The 18484-nt window shown below is 34.0% G+C and carries 19 protein-coding genes; 8 read left to right on the forward strand and 11 right to left on the reverse strand.

The window, feature by feature from the left end; translation table 11 throughout:
- Window position 1 precedes the first annotated feature (1 nt).
- Window positions 2-3715 carry a BamA/TamA family outer membrane protein gene (locus JI747_RS16490; RefSeq protein ID WP_225689965.1) on the forward strand — a complete coding sequence of 1238 codons (3714 nt, stop codon included), beginning with the start codon at window positions 2-4 and terminating at the stop codon, window positions 3713-3715.
- A 41-nt stretch (window positions 3716-3756) separates the two neighbouring features.
- On the opposite strand, the gene JI747_RS16495 is transcribed toward JI747_RS16490, so the two are convergent.
- From JI747_RS16495 to ruvX, 6 genes are all read right to left on the reverse strand, one after another.
- Complete coding sequence (locus JI747_RS16495; RefSeq protein ID WP_225689966.1) at window positions 3757-4629, reverse strand: hypothetical protein; 873 nt, start codon at window positions 4627-4629, stop codon at window positions 3757-3759.
- Between the two features lie 2 nt (window positions 4630-4631).
- Window positions 4632-5711 (reverse strand): FUSC family protein, encoded by a 1080-nt coding sequence (locus JI747_RS16500; RefSeq protein WP_225689967.1) that lies wholly within the window; start codon window positions 5709-5711, stop codon window positions 4632-4634.
- Window positions 5712-6479 (reverse strand): nucleoside triphosphate pyrophosphohydrolase, encoded by a 768-nt coding sequence (mazG, locus tag JI747_RS16505; RefSeq protein ID WP_225689968.1) that lies wholly within the window; start codon window positions 6477-6479, stop codon window positions 5712-5714. It lies immediately after the preceding gene.
- Between the two features lie 319 nt (window positions 6480-6798).
- A complete protein-coding gene (locus JI747_RS16510) occupies window positions 6799-7359 on the reverse strand; it encodes a DUF5606 family protein (RefSeq protein ID WP_225689969.1) in 561 nt (186 codons plus the stop codon).
- 76 nt (window positions 7360-7435) lie between these two features.
- On the reverse strand, window positions 7436-8008 hold the full coding sequence (gene def / locus JI747_RS16515) for a peptide deformylase (protein WP_039372141.1): 573 nt from the start codon (window positions 8006-8008) through the stop codon (window positions 7436-7438).
- Window positions 8005-8421 (reverse strand): Holliday junction resolvase RuvX, encoded by a 417-nt coding sequence (ruvX, locus tag JI747_RS16520; protein WP_225689970.1) that lies wholly within the window; start codon window positions 8419-8421, stop codon window positions 8005-8007. The genes def and ruvX overlap by 4 nt, the downstream gene beginning before the upstream one ends.
- A 116-nt stretch (window positions 8422-8537) precedes the next feature.
- Between ruvX and JI747_RS16525 the strand changes: the two genes are divergently transcribed.
- The gene (locus JI747_RS16525; protein WP_225689971.1) at window positions 8538-9014 is read left to right on the forward strand and encodes a SixA phosphatase family protein; all 477 of its coding nucleotides are present in this window, start codon (window positions 8538-8540) and stop codon (window positions 9012-9014) included.
- Window positions 9015-9261: 247 nt separating this feature from the next.
- On the opposite strand, the gene JI747_RS16530 is transcribed toward JI747_RS16525, so the two are convergent.
- Window positions 9262-10806 carry a serine hydrolase gene (locus tag JI747_RS16530; RefSeq protein ID WP_225689972.1) on the reverse strand — a complete coding sequence of 515 codons (1545 nt, stop codon included), beginning with the start codon at window positions 10804-10806 and terminating at the stop codon, window positions 9262-9264.
- Window positions 10807-10888: 82 nt separating this feature from the next.
- On the opposite strand from JI747_RS16530, the gene JI747_RS16535 reads away from it, so the two are divergent.
- From JI747_RS16535 to JI747_RS16555, 5 genes are all read left to right on the forward strand, one after another.
- The gene (locus tag JI747_RS16535) at window positions 10889-11338 is read left to right on the forward strand and encodes a hypothetical protein (protein ID WP_225689973.1); all 450 of its coding nucleotides are present in this window, start codon (window positions 10889-10891) and stop codon (window positions 11336-11338) included.
- Window positions 11338-11832, forward strand: a complete 495-nt coding sequence (locus JI747_RS16540) for a metallophosphoesterase family protein (RefSeq protein ID WP_225689974.1) — start codon at window positions 11338-11340, stop codon at window positions 11830-11832. The genes JI747_RS16535 and JI747_RS16540 overlap by 1 nt, the downstream gene beginning before the upstream one ends.
- Window positions 11833-11843: 11 nt before the next feature.
- The gene (locus tag JI747_RS16545) at window positions 11844-12338 is read left to right on the forward strand and encodes a Smr/MutS family protein (RefSeq protein WP_225689975.1); all 495 of its coding nucleotides are present in this window, start codon (window positions 11844-11846) and stop codon (window positions 12336-12338) included.
- Between the two features lie 18 nt (window positions 12339-12356).
- Window positions 12357-13073 (forward strand): DUF3822 family protein, encoded by a 717-nt coding sequence (locus JI747_RS16550; RefSeq protein WP_225689976.1) that lies wholly within the window; start codon window positions 12357-12359, stop codon window positions 13071-13073.
- 73 nt (window positions 13074-13146) lie between these two features.
- Window positions 13147-13725, forward strand: a complete 579-nt coding sequence (locus tag JI747_RS16555; protein WP_225689977.1) for an RsmD family RNA methyltransferase — start codon at window positions 13147-13149, stop codon at window positions 13723-13725.
- Between the two features lie 17 nt (window positions 13726-13742).
- On the opposite strand, the gene JI747_RS16560 is transcribed toward JI747_RS16555, so the two are convergent.
- Window positions 13743-14081, reverse strand: coding sequence for a winged helix-turn-helix transcriptional regulator (locus JI747_RS16560; protein WP_225689978.1), 339 nt, complete (start codon window positions 14079-14081; stop codon window positions 13743-13745).
- 83 nt (window positions 14082-14164) lie between these two features.
- Here JI747_RS16560 and JI747_RS16565 point away from each other — a divergent pair, with 83 nt between their 5' ends.
- On the forward strand, window positions 14165-14767 hold the full coding sequence (locus JI747_RS16565; protein WP_225689979.1) for a nitroreductase family protein: 603 nt from the start codon (window positions 14165-14167) through the stop codon (window positions 14765-14767).
- A 40-nt stretch (window positions 14768-14807) separates the two neighbouring features.
- Here JI747_RS16565 and murI read toward each other — a convergent pair whose 3' ends face one another.
- From murI to hemW, 3 genes are read right to left on the reverse strand one after another with little or no spacing between them, the layout of a single operon-like run.
- Complete coding sequence (gene murI / locus JI747_RS16570; protein WP_225689980.1) at window positions 14808-15638, reverse strand: glutamate racemase; 831 nt, start codon at window positions 15636-15638, stop codon at window positions 14808-14810.
- A 43-nt stretch (window positions 15639-15681) separates the two neighbouring features.
- The gene (locus JI747_RS16575; protein ID WP_225689981.1) at window positions 15682-17274 is read right to left on the reverse strand and encodes a DUF4139 domain-containing protein; all 1593 of its coding nucleotides are present in this window, start codon (window positions 17272-17274) and stop codon (window positions 15682-15684) included.
- 36 nt (window positions 17275-17310) lie between these two features.
- Window positions 17311-18435, reverse strand: coding sequence for a radical SAM family heme chaperone HemW (hemW, locus tag JI747_RS16580; protein ID WP_225689982.1), 1125 nt, complete (start codon window positions 18433-18435; stop codon window positions 17311-17313).
- Window positions 18436-18484 lie beyond the last annotated feature (49 nt).

An 18484-nucleotide genomic window follows, 5' to 3' on the forward strand; every position in this document is an offset into this window, starting at 1 on the left:
TATGAATTTATCCTTGAAAACGCATCTAAAAAATACGTCCGTTGTCGTAAGAACGGTATTATCTGCAGGAGTACTCTATTCCTGCGCAACATACAACGTAAAAAAGGGTAAAAACTTATCTGAAATACAACATTCTGAAAGTAAAGCGGAAAACGATTTCAAACTTTTCCTGATAGGTGATGCAGGAAATGCTGATGAACCTCAGGCTCAACAAACCTTACATTTATTGAAATCAAAGCTGGATTCTGCTGATAAAAACTCAATGCTGATTTTTTTAGGGGATAATATTTATCCTAGCGGAATGCCAAAGAAATCTGATAAAGAGTACGCCTTGGCAAAGCAGAAGCTGGAAAACCAATTGAATATTACCAAAAATTTCAAAGGAAAAACACTGGTTATTCCCGGAAATCATGATTGGTATAGCGGTCTGGATGGTTTAAAAGCGCAGGAAGAGCTGGTAAAAGATTACTTTGATGATAAAAAAGCCTTTCTTCCTAAAAACTCCTGCCCTATTGATGATATCAGCTTAACAAAAGATATCAAATTAATCGTGATTGATACAGAATGGGCATTGGCAAACTGGGACAATTATCCGGGAATCAATAAAAACTGTGATATCAAAACGCGTGAAGATCTTTTTGTTGAGTTCAAAGATCTGGTCAATAAAAATCAGGATAAAAGGATTATTGTTGCTTTGCATCACCCAATTATCAGTACAGGAACTCATGCAGGGTACAACTCTGCAGCCTCTCATCTTTTTCCTTTAAACACGAAGGTTCCCCTTCCCGGAATTGGAAGCGTCATCAATATTTTAAGAAGTTCTTCGGGAGCCAATCCTGAAGATATAAATAATAAACACTATGCCGATTTAGCTAATCGTTTAAAAAGTATCGTTCAGGAGAAGGAAAACATCATTTTTGTTTCTGGGCATGATCATAATCTTCAGTATCACGAAGAAAGAAATATCAGACAGATCATCAGCGGAGCCGGTTCAAAAGTAGATCCTGCAACCATCGGCTCAAGAACAGATTTTTCCTACGGAGGAAGTGGTTTTGCCGTATTGAACATCAGAAAAGACCAGAGCTCGGATATCGAATATTTTTCAACAAAAGATAATACGCTTCAAAAGCTCACTCATGTTCAGGTGATTGAGAAACCTAAAGAATTCATCAATAACTATCCAAACTCCTTTCCTTCTACCATTACTTCTACCATTTATCCTAAGAAGTTAACAGAAAAAGGGTCCGTTTACAGATGGCTTTGGGGCGAACATTACAGAAAATATTACGGGATGCCGATTGAAGCGCCCACTGCCAACATTTCAACGCTTGACGGAGGATATACGCCTTTCAGAGAAGGAGGCGGAAACCAATCTAACAGTTTACGTCTGAAAGCTCAGGACGGGCAGGAATTCGTTATGAGAGGTGTTAAAAAAAGTGCTGTCCGTTTTCTGAATAATATGGCTTTCAAGAAAAGCACTTTCGGAAATGAACTGAACAACACATTCCCAGATAAATTCTTACTGGATTTTTATACGACCAATCATCCTTTCACGCCTTTTTCTGTCGGAAATATGGCTGAGAAACTTAATATTCCTCATTCCAACCCAAGGTTATATTATATTCCTAAACAACAGGCTTTAGGTGAATATAACCAATCGTATGGAGATGAAATGTATATGATTGAAGAGCGTTTTTCTTCAGATCCGAAAACATTGGCGTCACTTGACAATGCAAAAGACATCCTTTCTACGGATGATGTGCTGAAAAATTTAAATAAAAATTATAAATATTCCATCGATAAAGAATCTTACATCCGTGCAAGAATCTTCGATATGCTTATCGGCGACTGGGACAGACATTCCGACCAATGGAAATGGGCGGAATATAAAGATGGCGATAAGGTCATTTACAAACCGATCCCGAAAGACAGAGATCAGGCTTTCAGTAAATATGACGGAGCAGCATTCAAGATTATCATGAATATTCCGGCGATCCGTCACATGAAAACCTTTAAAGATGATATTAAAAATGTAAAATGGATGAATATGGAACCTTATCCGTTAGATTTAATATTCTTAAAAGGCGCAACTCAGGAAGACTGGATTTCTCAGGCCAAATACATTCAGGAACATCTTACAGATAAAAATATTGACGAGGCCTTTACCAATCTTCCAAAAGAGGTACAGGATGAAACACTTGCCGATATCCAGCGAAAATTAAAATCCAGAAAAACAAAACTGCAGGATTACGCCACTCAATATTATAATGTTTTACAGGAAAAAGTATCGTTGGCAGGAACCGTAAATCCTGATAAATTCGTTATTACGAAAAACGGACATTCGGTCCTTGTACAGCAGTATAAGCTTGATAAAAACAAAGAAAATCCGGAGCTTGTATTCGAAAAAACCTACGAGGATTCAAAAACAAAAGAACTCTGGATCTATGGACTGGAAGATGATGACATCTATGAAGTTTCCGGAGAAGGGCGTCCTAAAATGAACATCAGATTAATCGGAGGGTATAATCATGACACGTATACTGTTACCAACGGAAGTAAAGTAAAAATCTACGATTTCAAGTCACAGAAAAATACGTATAACGGAGGAGGAACAAAGAAAATCACGGATGATTATGATATCAATACCTACAATTACAAGCATCCGAAATATAATTTTGTAGCGGGATATCCTAATGCAGATTACAACCCTGATGACGGAGTGATCATTGGTGCATTGGTGAATTACACCGTCAATAATTTCATTCGTGATCCTTACACACAGAAACACAGCTTAAAAGCGAACTTTTATACCGCTACAGGCGGTTTTAATCTTGCTTATAAAGGAATTTTCAAAAAAGCGATTGCCGGTTGGGATTTTAATATCGATGCGTTATATACGACTCCACGCTTCTCTGAAAACTTTTTCGGATTATCGAATGAAAGTCCGTATGACAAAGAGAATACAGAACGAAAATACAACAGAGCGAGAATCTCAAAACTTAATTTTGCGCCTTCTATTTCTAAAAAAAGCTGGATGAATCTTCAACATCAGTTTCAGCTTACTTTTGAAAACAATAAAGTACAGAGAAAGGGAAATCGTTTCGTAGATGTTTCGCCGGATGTGAATCAAGAAGTTTTCAACAGCCAGCAATTTGCGGGCGCTAATTATACATTCAGCTACAAAAATTTAGACAACGAAGCCTTTCCAACATTAGGAATGGAGTTTGTTCTGAATGCAGACTGGAAAGCCAACCTTACGAATACCGATAAAAATTTCCTGACGTTAAACGGAACTCTTTCCATTGATCACCGATTGGATAAAAGAGGAAACTTTGTATTGGCCAATTCTACCAACGCAATGTGGATCAACAATAACAATTTTGAATTCTACCAGGCTGCAAGCATTGGAGGCAACAACGGAATGAGAGCATTCAGAAACGACAGGTTTTCAGGAAAGTCTTATTTTACCAACAACTCTGAAATCCGTTGGGATTTCGGAAGAGTAAGAAATCCTATTGTTCCTGCCAATATGGGAATTCTGATCGGGTATGACATCGGTAGAGTCTGGAATGACCATGAGGATTCAAGAAAATGGCACCAATCTGTAGGGGGCGGATTCTGGATGAGCATTGTGGAAACATTCTCAGCAAGACTTAATTATTTTACAGGTTCCGATGGCGGAAGAATTTCCGGAGGAGTAGGAATGACTTTTTAAAACATAAAAAATCCGCAGAGAATTTCTGCGGATTTTGTTTTTTATTTCAGATCAAATCTATACACATTTCCTCCTGTGTCTTTATCTTTCTCATCAGCAATCAACAGTGTTTTGTCATCAAGAAAAACAACTGATTCTTTTTGAGAATTATGATTCAGTGAAACTTTCTTACTTTTTGCGGTATTAAAGTCATTGGCTGTAAATCCGGAAAGGATACGAATATTTTTGTGGTTCAATAAGACAATTTTATCTTTTGTACTGTTGATCGCAGCAGAAGTTATCGCCGCATCACTGTATTTACCATCAAGCTTTAATCTTCCTATTAATTTCGCTTCAAAATCTCCTTCTTTATTAGGAACCTTAAAAACTAAAAAAGTACCGTCAAAACCTTTACTTCTGTTCTTTGTGAAAAGGTAAAAATTCCCGTTCATTTCTACAAAAGCTTCACAGTCATACAATAATTTCGATTTTTTTGGGGGAAATTCAGTTTGGCCTTCGTAATGAAACTTTGTCGTCTGTACAACTCTTGTTGTTGTCTGAGATGGTGTTTTTAAATCTAATTTTAAAATGGAAAGATTCTGCCGGTCATTGTCATTATTTCCGAAATCGCCTACATAAATATTCCCATGAACATCTTTTGTAATATCTTCCCAGTCATTGTTTTCAGCATTTTCTACCAGAACATCCTTCACAAGATTCCCCTGCATATCCAATCCGTATACTACATTTTTATTTCCCTGATCCTCGATAGCCCAAATTGTTTTTTTATCCTGAGACAAAGCAATCCCGGAAACTTCTTTCAGCTTTTTAGGCAGAGAAAATTCAACTTTGAGTTCGTTCGTTTGAGTTGAATCCTGTGCTTTCGGATTACAGCTCCACAATAAAAATGCTGATAAAGCAATAACGCGTAACATATTTATTTTTTTAATTTTTTAAACTGAAAATAAGAAAACCTTATATTTTTCTCTAAGTTATTAATAATCTGCTGATGGTGAAGAAAAAATCCGGCAGCTAAACCTATTAAGCTTCCTATAATGGTATCTATCAGTCTTGCATGCATCAGCTTTTCAAGATCATGGTGAATCTCACTTCCTGTTTCCGCCAGAAGAATCGTTAGTGGCGTAATAAAAATCACAGCAAAACCATAATTTCTTACGATCAATAATTCAATCAGAAACTGTAAAACCGTGATAATAATGATCATGACAATTTTTTCAGGTTCAAATAAAAGAATCAGCCAAGCAAAACCAATTCCGATAAAAGTTCCTAAAATCCTGTGCATATTTCTTTGTCGTACGTGTTCAAAATTCCGTCCTTGAATCACCGCAACAGCAGCAATAGAAATCCAATAGGTATTTTCAAACTTCAAAAGATGCCCAATAATTAAAGTCAAAGCCATGAAAAATCCAATAATCGCACTCTCTACAAACTTCGTATATCTTCTTTTATTGAACGCTCTTCTGGGAACAGTCACTACTTTGCTTTTTTCAATAAAAACCGAATAGAGAAAAGCTAATGAACATGATAAAATCTCTCCCATCGCAACAAGTCCCACTCTGGTCGGAATGAAATCCAAATCGAATTTATAGGTACTTGCCATTGCCGCAACCATGATAAAGAAAAAATTTCCCGGGGGCGGAATTTTAAAATAAGAAGAAATAAAATGTGCTAAAAATGAAACAGTTCCCAATGATATTGCAGCAAAATAAGCATTAAAGCTGAAAAATGAACTGACCGTAAATGAGAATACAATTCCGAAAGCACAAACTATCAAATGAATCATTCTCTGCATAATGGGAGCTGATGTAAAATATAAAATCGTTAATGCTCCCAAACTGGAAAGAGCTCCATAATTAGGTTTTCCCAGAAAATATCCGATAAGAAGACAGCTTCCGATACACAACGCCGCAAGAAAAGGAAAATGCCATTTCCTTTCCGTTTGTTTGAATTCCAATAAATATTGAAATCGATGTTGTGTAGGATTTTCTACCTTCATTTATTGTAAAAGTTTAGCTTTTTCCCATAAAACATCCATTTCTTCCAGCGACATATCGGCAAGATTTAAGTTTTGTTCTGAAGCTATATTTTCCATGGTCTGGAATCTTGAAATAAATTTCAAATTGGTTCTTTCTAATGCTGAATCCGGATTGATCCCGGAAATCCTTGCATAATTGATTAATGAGAAAAATACATCTCCCAATTCCTGCTCTTTTTTATCCAGATCCGTTTCTGCATGAAACTCCTGAATTTCTTCATCTACCTTTTTCCAGGCATCTTCCGCATCGTGAAATTCAAAACCGATTCCTTTTACTTTATCCTGAATTCTGTAAGCTTTCACCAAGCTTGGTAAACTTTTAGGAACTCCTCCCAAAATAGATTTGTTACCTTCTTTCAGTTTCAGTTTCTCCCAGTTCTGCTTTACTTCTTCTTCATCTTTTACTTCTACATCTCCGTAAATATGAGGATGGCGGAAAATCAGTTTTTCATTCAGTGAATTAATCACATCTGCAATATCAAAACTTTCTTTTTCTGAACCAATTTTAGCATAAAAAACCAAATGCAGCAGAACATCTCCAAGCTCTTTTTTGATTTCCTGCAGATCTTCCTGCAAGATCGCATCCGAAAGTTCATAGGTTTCTTCCAACGTTAAATGACGGAGTGATTGCAACGTCTGTTTCTGATCCCACGGACATTTTTCGCGCAAATCATCCATAATATCTAATAATCTTCCGAAAGCTTCCAGTTTTTCCTGTTTGGTATTCATAGTTTGAAAATTCAAAGTGATACAAATTTAAGGTAAATCTTTTTGAATGTTCTTTTGTCTTGAAACAAAAGAACGAAAAATTCAAGACTGGGAAACTTCCGCTAAGAATTAAAATTTACTCCTAAAATCCCCAAAACTTGCGCGAATTCAAAATTCGTTCTTATCTCAATATCTTTCTCGCGCTTCGAACAGTGGGAATTTTTTAACGGACTAAATTTTAATTTTCTTAACGCTCCATTTTCCTATGTCAATTAATCATCAAAAAACAAAAAACCTCGCCGTTTCGGGCGAGGTCTGTATTTTAAATTCAAAGATTGAATTATCCTTGTTTTCTGTGTGTACTTTTTGGAGCCGCTTTCGCTGCAGCAGTCGCTTTTACTTTTGGAGTTGCTGGCTTTTCTGCTTTGGGAGCTGCTTTTTTAGGAGCTTCTTTTTCTATGCTTACTTCTTCTGCTGCTTCACCTTCTAACGTTTCAGGCTCTGCTTTCACAAAGCTGTCAGGAGTGATATATCCTGCTTTCTGAAGAATGTTATACCACTGAGCCAATTTCTTGATATCAGAAGCGTATACTCTTTCCGTATCGTAGTTTGGAAGAGAAGCCGTCATGAATTCTTTTAATTCTGCATCAGAAGATTTGTGAGCAATAGCTTCTTTATAATCATAGTTTTTAGCAATATTTTCAAAAACTTCGAACAAAGGAACTTCTTTATCAAAAGTAAACATGGCGATATTGTCTAGCAAACTTACCTGGCTAGAGTTACCGATACTTACTTTTTTCTTAGAGGTAACATCTTCAATAATGAATCCGTTTCTTAATTGAGAAACTAATTTGAAAAGTCCTGGTTTTCCAGAGATTGAAATTATTTTTTCTAACAGCATAACTTTATTTTTTGTGAATATAGCAGTCTGCTCAAGGCTTTCTGCTGTTTAATATTTCTTTTTGTTTTTATTTAAATTATTTAGGGAATCTCATTTTATAATTGATACTTACATCTCCCTGAGTGATTTTTGTAAGCTTCCCTTTTACCAATTTCTTTTTCAAAGCACTCAAATGATCTGTAAACAATGTACCTTCTATATGATCATATTCATGCTGAATTACGCGGGCTCTAATATCGGAAAAAGTTTCTGTATGCTTAACGAAATTTTCGTCATAATATTCGATAAGAATTGTACTTTTTCTTTTTACATCTTCTCTCACATCAGGAATTGAAAGACATCCTTCGTTGAATTTCCATTCTTCACCGGATTCTTCAAGAATTTTAGCATTGATAAAAACTTTTTTGAATTCTGCCAGTTCATCCTTAATATCTTCATAATCTTCATCTTCCGCCAAAGGAGTAACGTCAATGACAAACAAACGAATATCCAGCCCGATTTGCTCTGCAGCCAAACCGATTCCGTTTGCACTGTACATAGTTTCGAACATATTATCTATCAACTCTTGTAACTCGGGATAATCTTTATCTATCTCCTTACCTACTTTTCTCAAAACAGGATCCCCAAAGGCTCTTATCGGTAAAATCATCTTGTTCTTTGTTCTAAAAAATTCTGCAATATGATGGTTGCACTTACTTTATCTATTAATCCTTTTTCCTGTCTTTGCTTTTTGCTTTTTCCGCTTTGGGAAATAAAAAACGAAGCCATCTTGGATGTAAATCTTTCATCGAAGCGGTTTACTTTTATCATTGGAAATTCTTTTTCAAAAACTTCTATGAATTTCAAAATATCGGTTTCCACTTCGGAAATATTTCCTTTCAAATCTACAGGAAGTCCTACTACCACTTCATCCACTCTGTTCTCATTAAAATATTTTTTCAAAAATTCAATCAAAACAGAAGTCTGAACAGTATTCAAACCACTCGCAATAATTTGCATATCATCCGTTGCAGCAATACCACAACGAGCCTTTCCATAGTCTATTGCAAGGATTTGTCCCATAAGTTTGCAAATTTAGTAAATTTTAATGATTTTATTCCACACACAGTTTTTTTTATAAATCATGTTTTAATTCCATTATTTTTTTTATAATTTTATTCTTCCAAACTACTTAAATTATGAAAAAAATCATACTCGTAAGACATGCGAAGAGCGACTGGCCGGAGGAAACAGAGGATTTTGACAGACCTTTGGCAGATAAAGGATTGGAAGATGCTATGAATATGTCCCGGTTTTTAAAAACCAATAATATCTCTATAGACTATCTGGTTTCCAGCCCCGCTGTAAGAGCATTGAATACATGTAAGATTTTTAATCAGACTTATCAAATTAATTTTAATACCGATGAGAAATTATACAATCCTTCGGAAAGCAATTTTGAGTCTGTGATCTATGATTTGGACAACAGTCACAATTCGGTAGCTTTTTTTTCTCATAATAACGGAATTTCAAATTTTGCTAATTCTATTTCCGAAGATATTTTCCATTTTCCAACCTGTGGTGTAGCTGGCTTTGAAATTGATTGTGATTCCTGGACTGATTTTGACGGAGCCAATAAAAAGCTTTTATTTTTTTATGAGCCTGGAAAGATTTAATAAAATATTTTAATTAAACTAACTTTAAATTCAATCACAAAAGTCACAAAAGCTATTTATAAGAATTCTATTCAATAATAAAGTTCTCAAAAGATTAAAATCAAAGATTTTTAAAAATGTACACACTCTTTTTAGTTTAATAATAAACTTTAAATGCATTATTTAAATCTTTTGTGACTTTTGTGGTTAAAGAAAATCTTAAGTAAGTTTCATATAAAAAGCTCCAACAATGTTGGAGCTTTTCTTTTTATTTTCTTTTCAAATCTAAATCATCAAAATCAAAACTGAAATCAGTAACATCTGAAATCGGTTTTAATCTTGCAGATTCAGCTTTTCCTGTTTCATCATAATTAAAAATAATATAGGAATCCGCATCGTAGCTTCTGTCGTCCCATTTAATGATGAAAGAATTATTTGAATAAGGCAGTAATTCGCCTTTCAGCCTTGGAGAGTTTTTACACAAAATTCTATAGGTATTTCCCTGTTGAGAAACTTCCACATCTCCAAACCATCTGTCATTATAAGTTCCAACAAATTGTTCTGATTTCGGCTGCAGATTTTTATCTTTTTTGAAAGCTTCTGATTTTGCAAAAGCCTCTTTCTTTTGTTTATCGAAAACTTCTTCCATTTTTTTCATTCGGTCACCATAAGTTTTCAGCCAGTTTCTGTCTGCAATTCCCAAATAAGAATCTTTAACGGTGTTCGTAATCGTATTGAAAGCCGCTCCGGATTGTTGATTGGTCAAAACCACAATTCCCAGTTTCATATCCGGAATTAAAGTAAACTGAGTTACTGTTCCGATCAGTCCTCCCGTATGCTGAATCTGTTTGTGACCTTTCACATCACTTAAAAACCATCCCATTCCATATCCGTAAAAACTTGTATCGTAAGGATTTTTTGCCGCTACTCCACTTGGAATCTGGAGACTCCAAAGCTGCTGAACATTTTTATCTGAAACTAATTTCTTCCCGTCTTTTGTCGTGAAATTATTTAAAAGACATTCTGCCCAAAGCGTCATATCTTTAATATTACTCATAATTCCTCCTGCTGCATTGGCTGTTTCATTCCAGTCATGAGGAACAGCAACCGCTTTTCCGTCTACAGGAGCATGCGCATCAATTTTATTGGCCACCGCTTTTGCTCTGTTGTAGCTTCCGAAACTTGAGGTCATTCCTACAGGCTTCATAATTCTCTGTTCAATAAATTCTGCCCAGCTCAATCCGGAAACTCTGTGAATCACCTCTCCTGCAATGATGAACATGATATTATTGTAATCTAAAGTCGTTCTGAAAGGATTTTCAGGCTTTAAATATCTTACATTATGAACAATATCATTTACCGTTAAATTTCCGCCTTCCGGAAAAAACATCAGATCTCCCTGTCCTAAACCTAATCCCGCTCTGTGCGTCACCAAATCTTTAATGGTAATATTTTGGGAAACATAAGGATCATACATTTGGAATTCAGGAATATATTTTGAAACGCTGTCATCCCAGTTCAGTTTTCCTTCATCCGCTAAAATGGCCAGTGCTGTACACGTAAAACCTTTTGAATTGGATGCAATCCCCACCAAAGTAGTATCATCCATCGGTTGTTTTGTTGTTAATGAACGTACTCCAAAACCTTTTGAATAAATTAATTTTCCGTCTTTGATAATTCCTACGGACATTCCCGGAACATCAAATGTTTTTAACGTATTTTGGACCAATTCATCCAATTTTTTCTCTTCAACCTGTGCATTTGCGATTCCAACACTCAAAAGAAAAAGGAAAAAAGAAAGTTTTTGTTTCATTTTTTTAATTTTTCCAAATTTACTAAATATTAAGATTTTTATTTAACTGTTATATTTGCAAAAAGTTTTAATCATAAAAAAAATGACACTAAAAAAATTACTGGCCGCATTTTTATTCATTATAAGCTTCAACATCTGTTTTTCTCAGGAAGTTGTTATTAAAAATGACAAAGTTTTACTTGACGGTAAACAGATTCTGAAAGCAGAAAAAATAAATGTTGCCCAGTATTCTTTCTTTACGATGAAGAATGATGATGAAATCCTGATGTATAGATATATGGATAATGAAACGCCAGTATATCAGGATGATGATTATTTCATTTTAAATTTTTTATCTGAAAAAACAAAAGTAGAGTCTAAGGATTTTACGAAAATTGCTAATTTCATGAATTCCAGAAAAGGAATGGAAAAGCTGATCAAATGGTTGTTAAAAGAAAGGGTAATCACTGCTGAAGGCGATCTGAATCCTGACAGAGTACAGGTTTTTAAGGATAAATACGACGAAAACATCACAGAAAGAACACTTAGATAATGACAAAAATCCTTCTTCTCTCCGATTCCCATTCCTACATCGATGACCGAATTCTGGAATACGCTCAGCAAGCTGATGAAATTTGGCATGGCGGAGATTTCGGAAGTATGGAAGTCATCGAACAGCTTGAAAAAATCAAGCCTTTAAAAGGAGTTTATGGAAATATCGACAATCCAAAAATCAGTTCTGAATTTCCTGAAGTGAATCGTTTTTTTTGCGAAAATGTAGAAGTTTTAATGATTCATATTGGTGGATATCCCGGAAAGTATACTCCTTTGGCAAAAAAGGAAATTTCTGAAAAGGCACCCAATTTATTTATTTCCGGACATTCTCACATTTTGAAGGCGATGTTTGACAAAAAAAATAATCTGCTCCACCTGAATCCCGGAGCCTGCGGAAAACAAGGTTGGCATAAAATGAGAACCATGATGCGTTTTGTAATCGATGATACGGAAATAAAGGATCTGGAAGTGATTGAATTGGGACCTAAATAAAATGTAATAAAATGAAGATTGGAGACAAAGTTTCTGTGGTAGACGAAGACTTAAACGGAGTAATCACTTCCGTTCATGGAAATATTGTTGTGTTTAAGGATGAATACGGCTTTACCCATCAATATCCAAAGGAAAAATTAGTTCCAAAAATTTCTGATTTTTACGAAAATATTAAAGTCGTAAAAAAGGCAGAACCCCAAAAAACAATCTCAAAAAAACATCACAAAAATCTGTTGGTTTTAGATCTTCATTTTGAAAATTTAGTCAAAAACCCACATGATTATGATAGTTTTGAAAGACTTTTCATTCAGAAAGAAAAATTATTGAACGTGATTGCCTTTTGCAGGAAAAACCATCTCAAAAGGCTGGAAATTGTACACGGAATTGGTGATGGCACGTTACAAAAAATGGTTTGGGACACTTTGGAAAGTCAGACCAATCTCGATTTTTACAATAAGGAAATACTTCATCATCAATCGGGTGCAGTAATGGTAGAATTTCACTAAATTTGCAGGAATTGAAATATGAACGTACTTAATTTACTTTTTACCAAAGACGGATTGATCTCACAAATTGCTAAGAATAAAAGCATTGTGGAGGAGAAATCTTATTTCGTAGACGAAGAAACTCCGGAAAATTTCATCTCACAAAAGCTGGATGAAGTGTTGGGTAAACAAAAATTTGATGAAATTCAGGTAATTTCAGCATTGAATCATTTTACCTTAATGCCGGAAGGATTTCCCGAGCATGATGCCGGCTTTGACTTAATTTCTTTTAATGCTCCCGTTGATAAGGAAAATGAAGAATTGATGCTTTCTGTCAACAAAAAGTTTAAAGTTCAGTTTTATTATACTTTTCCTAAGAATTTTTATCAAAAAATAAAGAGCTTAGACATTCCTGTTCATTTCAATTTTTCAGGAGAACGGTTTTTAAACTCTATCAATAATAAGAACAATAAAGAAATTCACATCAATTTGTACCACCACCAATGTGAGTTTTTTGCGATTGACGATAAAAAAATTATCTTATATAATAATCTGGATGTCAATTCAGAAGTTGACTTTCTTTATTTTGTGATGTTCACATTAAGCAAAATAGGTTTCGGAATCAATGAAACCAGCTTTTTTGCCTACGGAGAAACAACAGAAAACGAAACCTTCATTTCAGAGCTACAGAAATTTGTTAAGAATCTGAAAATTGTATTTGATAATATTCCTAATAAAAATTTTATACTTAATTAGGTTGCAGAGCGCAGATTACAGGCTTTAGTTCTTAGCTGCAATCTATTACCTTCAATCTAAAACCTAAATAAATATGTACAGAATAATCTCAGGCAAATGGAAAGCCAAGAAAATAGCCGCTCCAAAGAATTTTGATGTAAGACCTACGACGGATTTTGCGAAGGAAGCATTGTTCAGTATTTTGGAAAACAAATACGATATGCAGTCAATTTCTGTGTTGGATCTTTTTGCGGGAATTGGTTCTATCACCTTTGAATTTGCTTCCAGAGGCTGTCAGGATATCACTTCTGTAGAAATGAATCCGAAACATACCAGTTTTCTAAATTCCACCGCTTCGGAATTAGGATTTAATTTGCAAGTAAATGTTCAGAGGGGAGATGTTTTTGACTGGTTGAAAAAATTCAGAAACAAAAAATCTTTTGAACTGGTCTTTTCTGATGCTCCTTTTGAGATGGAAGAAAAAAAATATTATGAACTAATTTCTTTAGTTTTAAATAATAAATATTTAAAAGAAAACGGAACGCTGATCGTAGAGCACCAAAGCCGAATGAAATTTGATCATCCTAACCTGATCGATACCAGAAAATACGGAAACGTAAGTTTCAGCTTTTTTGAGCCCAATAAAGAAGTCAATACAGAAATAACAGAATAATCAGGATTTTTTCCTGATTATTTTTTTTTGAATTTTTCAGAAGCTTCAATCCCCCATTTTGTAATTTCTTCCAGAACAGGAAGCAATGTTTTCCCAAAATCCGTCAATGTATATTCTACCATTAGCGGAGGTTTTTCTGTAAAAACTTTTCGGTCAATAATATGGTCTTCTTCCAATTGTTTCAGCTGTAAACTTAACGTTCTTTCTGTAATCGTAGGAATCAGTTTTCTCACTTCGTTGTATCTTTTGGGGCCATCCTTAAGATGAACTAAAATTACTGCTTTCCATTTCCCTCCTATGAATTTCATCGTCACGCTTGTACAGCACGGATAAGATTTGTTGTTTATTGTATACATTTTATACTATCCTTTTTTACCGTTATTGCAAATGTATTAAACTTAAATTAGTTTTGCAACTATAAAAAATATAGTTTAAAATTATGAGCTTTTTAGAAAAAATGAAATCGAGATATACTGTGAAAAAGTATAATCCTCAAGGAACGATAAGTGAAGAAAAAATTCAACAGTTAAAAGATATTTTACAACTGAGCCCTTCTTCCATCAACAGCCAACCATGGAATTTTGTTTTTGTCAATAATTCTTCTGCATTAAAACAACCTTTGGCCGAAGCTTCTTATTGGAATAAGGAAAAAGTTTTGGACAGCAACTATTTAATTGTATTTCAGGTCATGAAAAATCCTGATGATTTTGAAAGTAAGATTGAGGGGTATCTTCCGGAAGGCAGTCTGAATTATTATAAAAATTTTGTAAAACCAAAAGGTAATGATGTTATAAAATCCTGGTTGGGTCATCAGGTTTATCTTTCATTAGGAGTTTTCCTTTCAGCATGTGCAGAGCTCAGAATTGATTCTACACCAATGGAAGGAATTGAGCCTGAAAAATATGATGCAATTTTGAATAACACAAAATATGAAACCCTATTTGCCGTTACAATTGGCGTAAGAGCAGAGGAAGACAGCAATCAGCCTACTATTACTCCTAAAACAAGGCACGAAAAGCAAGAAGTCATTCTGGAAGTATAAAATAAAAAGACTCATTACTGAGTCTTTTTTGTTATTTATTTTACAATACTTTCAATTCCAGATCGATTGTTTTCCCGAAGAATTTTTTTGAAATTTTCTCGAAGTTCTTAGTCAAATCTGAAAGGTAGAAATGGTAATTCGGTTTCGGGTTGTTATCATTCAGAAGGTTATATTTATCTAAAATGATTTTTAAATGATTAGCTACAATATTAGGCGAATCAATCACACGCACACGGTTTCCGTAATATTGTTTGATCTCATCTATTAATAAAGGATAATGCGTACATCCTAAAATCAGTGTCTCAATATTTTTCAACTTACTATTGCTTAAATAATTATAAATAATAGCATGGGTAATCGGATGGTTTTTAAATCCTTCTTCAATAGCAGGAACTAACAACGGAGTTGCTAATTCGTCTACTTTAATCCACTTATTATGTTTACGAATACTTTTTTTGTATAGTCCTGAATTCACCGTCGCTTTTGTTGCGATAACTCCAACGTTATTGTGAATTTCATAGGAAACTTTTTCCGCTACAGGATTAATAACATCAATAACAGGAACTCTTCCTGCCACAGATTGCATCACTTCATTCAACGCATTTGCTGTTGCGGTATTACACGCAATTACAATCGCTTTACAATTCTGCGCCAATAAAAAATTGGTAATCTTAGTAGAATATTCAATGATGGCTTCTTTAGATTTTTCACCATATGGAAGATGCTTTGTATCTCCAAAGTAAATTAAATCTTCGTGGGGAAGAAGCCTTTTTATCTCTTTAGCAACCGTCAAACCTCCTACGCCACTATCGAAAATACCAATAGGCTGGCTGGATGAAAGATGCGAATAGTCTGGTTTTTTATTCTTCAAAACGAGCTGAAATTTTATACAAAAATAAGGAATAGAATTGTAATTAATTAAGATTACTGATCGAATAATCTTTTGGATATCTTACTTTGTAGCTTACCCTTATTTTTTTAGTTTCGTTTGAAGGAATTTTCAAATTCCAGGTCAAAAATCCTTTCTCTTTATCTATTTCTGCTTTATCAGCTTGTAACAATTCAATTTTTACCGCTTCATCTTTACTTAAAGGAAACTGATCTTTAATTTCAATATCAATTGCTTCTTTTTTATTATTTCTGACAATGAGATCATAGGTAAAAGTTTTTTCCTGATAGGAAGAAAAGAATTTCACACTGGCTTTATCATCAACAATTTCCTTACGAACACTTATTTTTTTGTCGTCTCCAAGGGTAATATTCAATTCATCTGCCACCTGATTCGGGTTAATTCTCGTCTCTCCGATAAACATATTTTCAAAAATGATACTGGCAGAACCTGAAATCAAATTATACTTATTGAAATCCTTAACGGTAGCAATTAAATACGCATCCTTTCCGGCTTTAGGTGCAGTATAATATTTATAGTCAGCAGGTATTTTGATTTGCTTAAGATTAATAAAATGATCTTGGTTATTGGAAAGAATATCATAAGGAACATCTGTATCAAAGCTCATGTTCAGTTGATTTTCGTTTATTGTTGCACTGTATCCCATTACTACAACTTCATCAATTCTTTGCTCTCTAGAAATTGTATCATAAACTCTTCTTCCCGAATTCATAACATCTTCATACTTTTGAGATTGTAAAAACCATGGATTAAGAACCGGAGCCGTATTATTTCTTGAAGACCTGGAATTAATTAATGATAATTTCACGCCTTTCCAGTCTAATCCTGTACCTTGTCTCAACTTCGCTTTAAAAGTTAAATCTAATGGTTCAGAAATTTTATTCCCTCTTACTTCATAAAACGGTTCCCAGGAAACATTTGCTGCAAGATAACCAATATCAAGTTTGGCATTTGAAGCGGCACTGCTTATTACTTTTAAAATCAAAACTCCATCAGAAAGATTTTCTTCCATTTCGGAATTGATTTTAAGACTGCTTCTTAATCTGTTCAGTTTCTTCTGCAGATCCGTAGTTTTTTTATTAATTGATGAAATCACTTCGCTTATTTCAACTCTTTTATTTTTATAATAATCTGTGAGTTGCATAAGTTGAGCTACATTGGAAGTATTGCTCCCTACCAAAACAGTCTGGTTTTTATCTAAAAGTTCAAGCGTTTTATTGTTTGCATCCAGTTCAATAGTTGTTTTTGCCAAAAGATTTTCTACAATAGCAATACTATCTGTCGCTTTTTTGATTCTAGGATTTGTTTTATCCATATCATATTCAGAGACATAATTATCTGTATATTGAGCGGAAAGAATTGCAATATTTTTGTTATTAAAATTGATTTGAAGTGATCTCTCATTTATCTCATTAGAAATATTGGTCACCACAATTTCTGATGTTCCTGCCGGTAAAGATACGTTCACAGAGCTTTGTAGTTCTGCTGAATTTCGATAAACATTTACAACATTCACTTTCGCCTTTACAAAAATAGGTTTCTGGGCATACGCAAAAATCCCAACAAAAAACAGGAAGAAAAATAATTTTAGTTTCATAGTTCTATTTGTAGTCTTTATTTTCTGATATTCAATTTAAACAAAAAAAAGATCCGAAGCAATTCCATCGGCCATAAACCAATGTTTTTCGGGAATTTTTAAATGGTTATTATCAATGATTATAATTCCTTCTTCAAGTTTTGATTTAATTTCATTTTGAAAATGTTCAAGAATCTTATCGCTGAATTTTTCTTTCAAACTTGAAAGATCAACTCCCCAAATTGTCCTTAATCCAATCATGATCATTTCATTAAACTGATCTTCCTGCGAAAGAATTTCTTCTTCTTTAGCCAAAAGATTTGAATTTATTTTTTTAATATACTGCTGATTATTGGCAACATTCCAACTTCTGATATCAAAACCATTGTAAGAATGTGAAGAGGGCCCAATTCCTAAATATTCTTTATATTTCCAATATGCAGAATTGTGTCTCGAATAAAATTCAGGTTTCGCAAAATTGGAAACTTCATAATGTTCAAAACCATTATCTTTTAAAAAGTCTGACAAATAATAGAATTCTCTGTTTTGTTCTTCTTCTTTTGGACTGAGTACTTTTCCTTTCGAAATCCAGTTTTCCAAAGCCGTTTTGGGCTCCACAGTCAAAGCATAGGAAGAAATATGAGGTACTTCAAGCGCAATTGTTTTATTGAGATTTTCTTTCCAGATTTCCAGATTGGAAGTCGGCGAACCGTAAATTAAATCGATGCTCAGGTTTTCAAAACCAAAATCCTGTGCTCTTTTGATAGAACCTTCTGCTTCCGATGCTGTATGCGCACGATTCATTAATTTTAAATCTTCTTCAAAGAAACTCTGAGTTCCTATTGACAGTCTATTTACAGGAGAATTCGACAAACCTTTCAAAAAATCTTTATCTAAATCATCCGGATTAGCTTCTAACGTAATTTCAATATCTTTTTCAAAACTAAAATGTTTTAACACTTCATCTATTAAAGTCTTGATTTCATCGGGAGAAAGAATTGAAGGGGTTCCGCCACCAAAATAAAGGGATTGCAAATTTTTGTTTTGTAATTCATCTTTTCGCAAGAAGATTTCTTTCTTCATAGCAGCCAACATTTCATCTTTAAAATTTAAAGAGGTAGAAAAGTGAAAATTACAGTAACTGCATTTTTGCTTACAAAACGGAATATGTATATAAATCATAAAAAAAGCTCTGAAAAAATCCAGAGCTCAAATTTATTTAAATTAAATT

The organism is Chryseobacterium tagetis (assembly GCF_016735585.2).
GTDB lineage: Bacteria > Bacteroidota > Bacteroidia > Flavobacteriales > Weeksellaceae > Chryseobacterium > Chryseobacterium tagetis.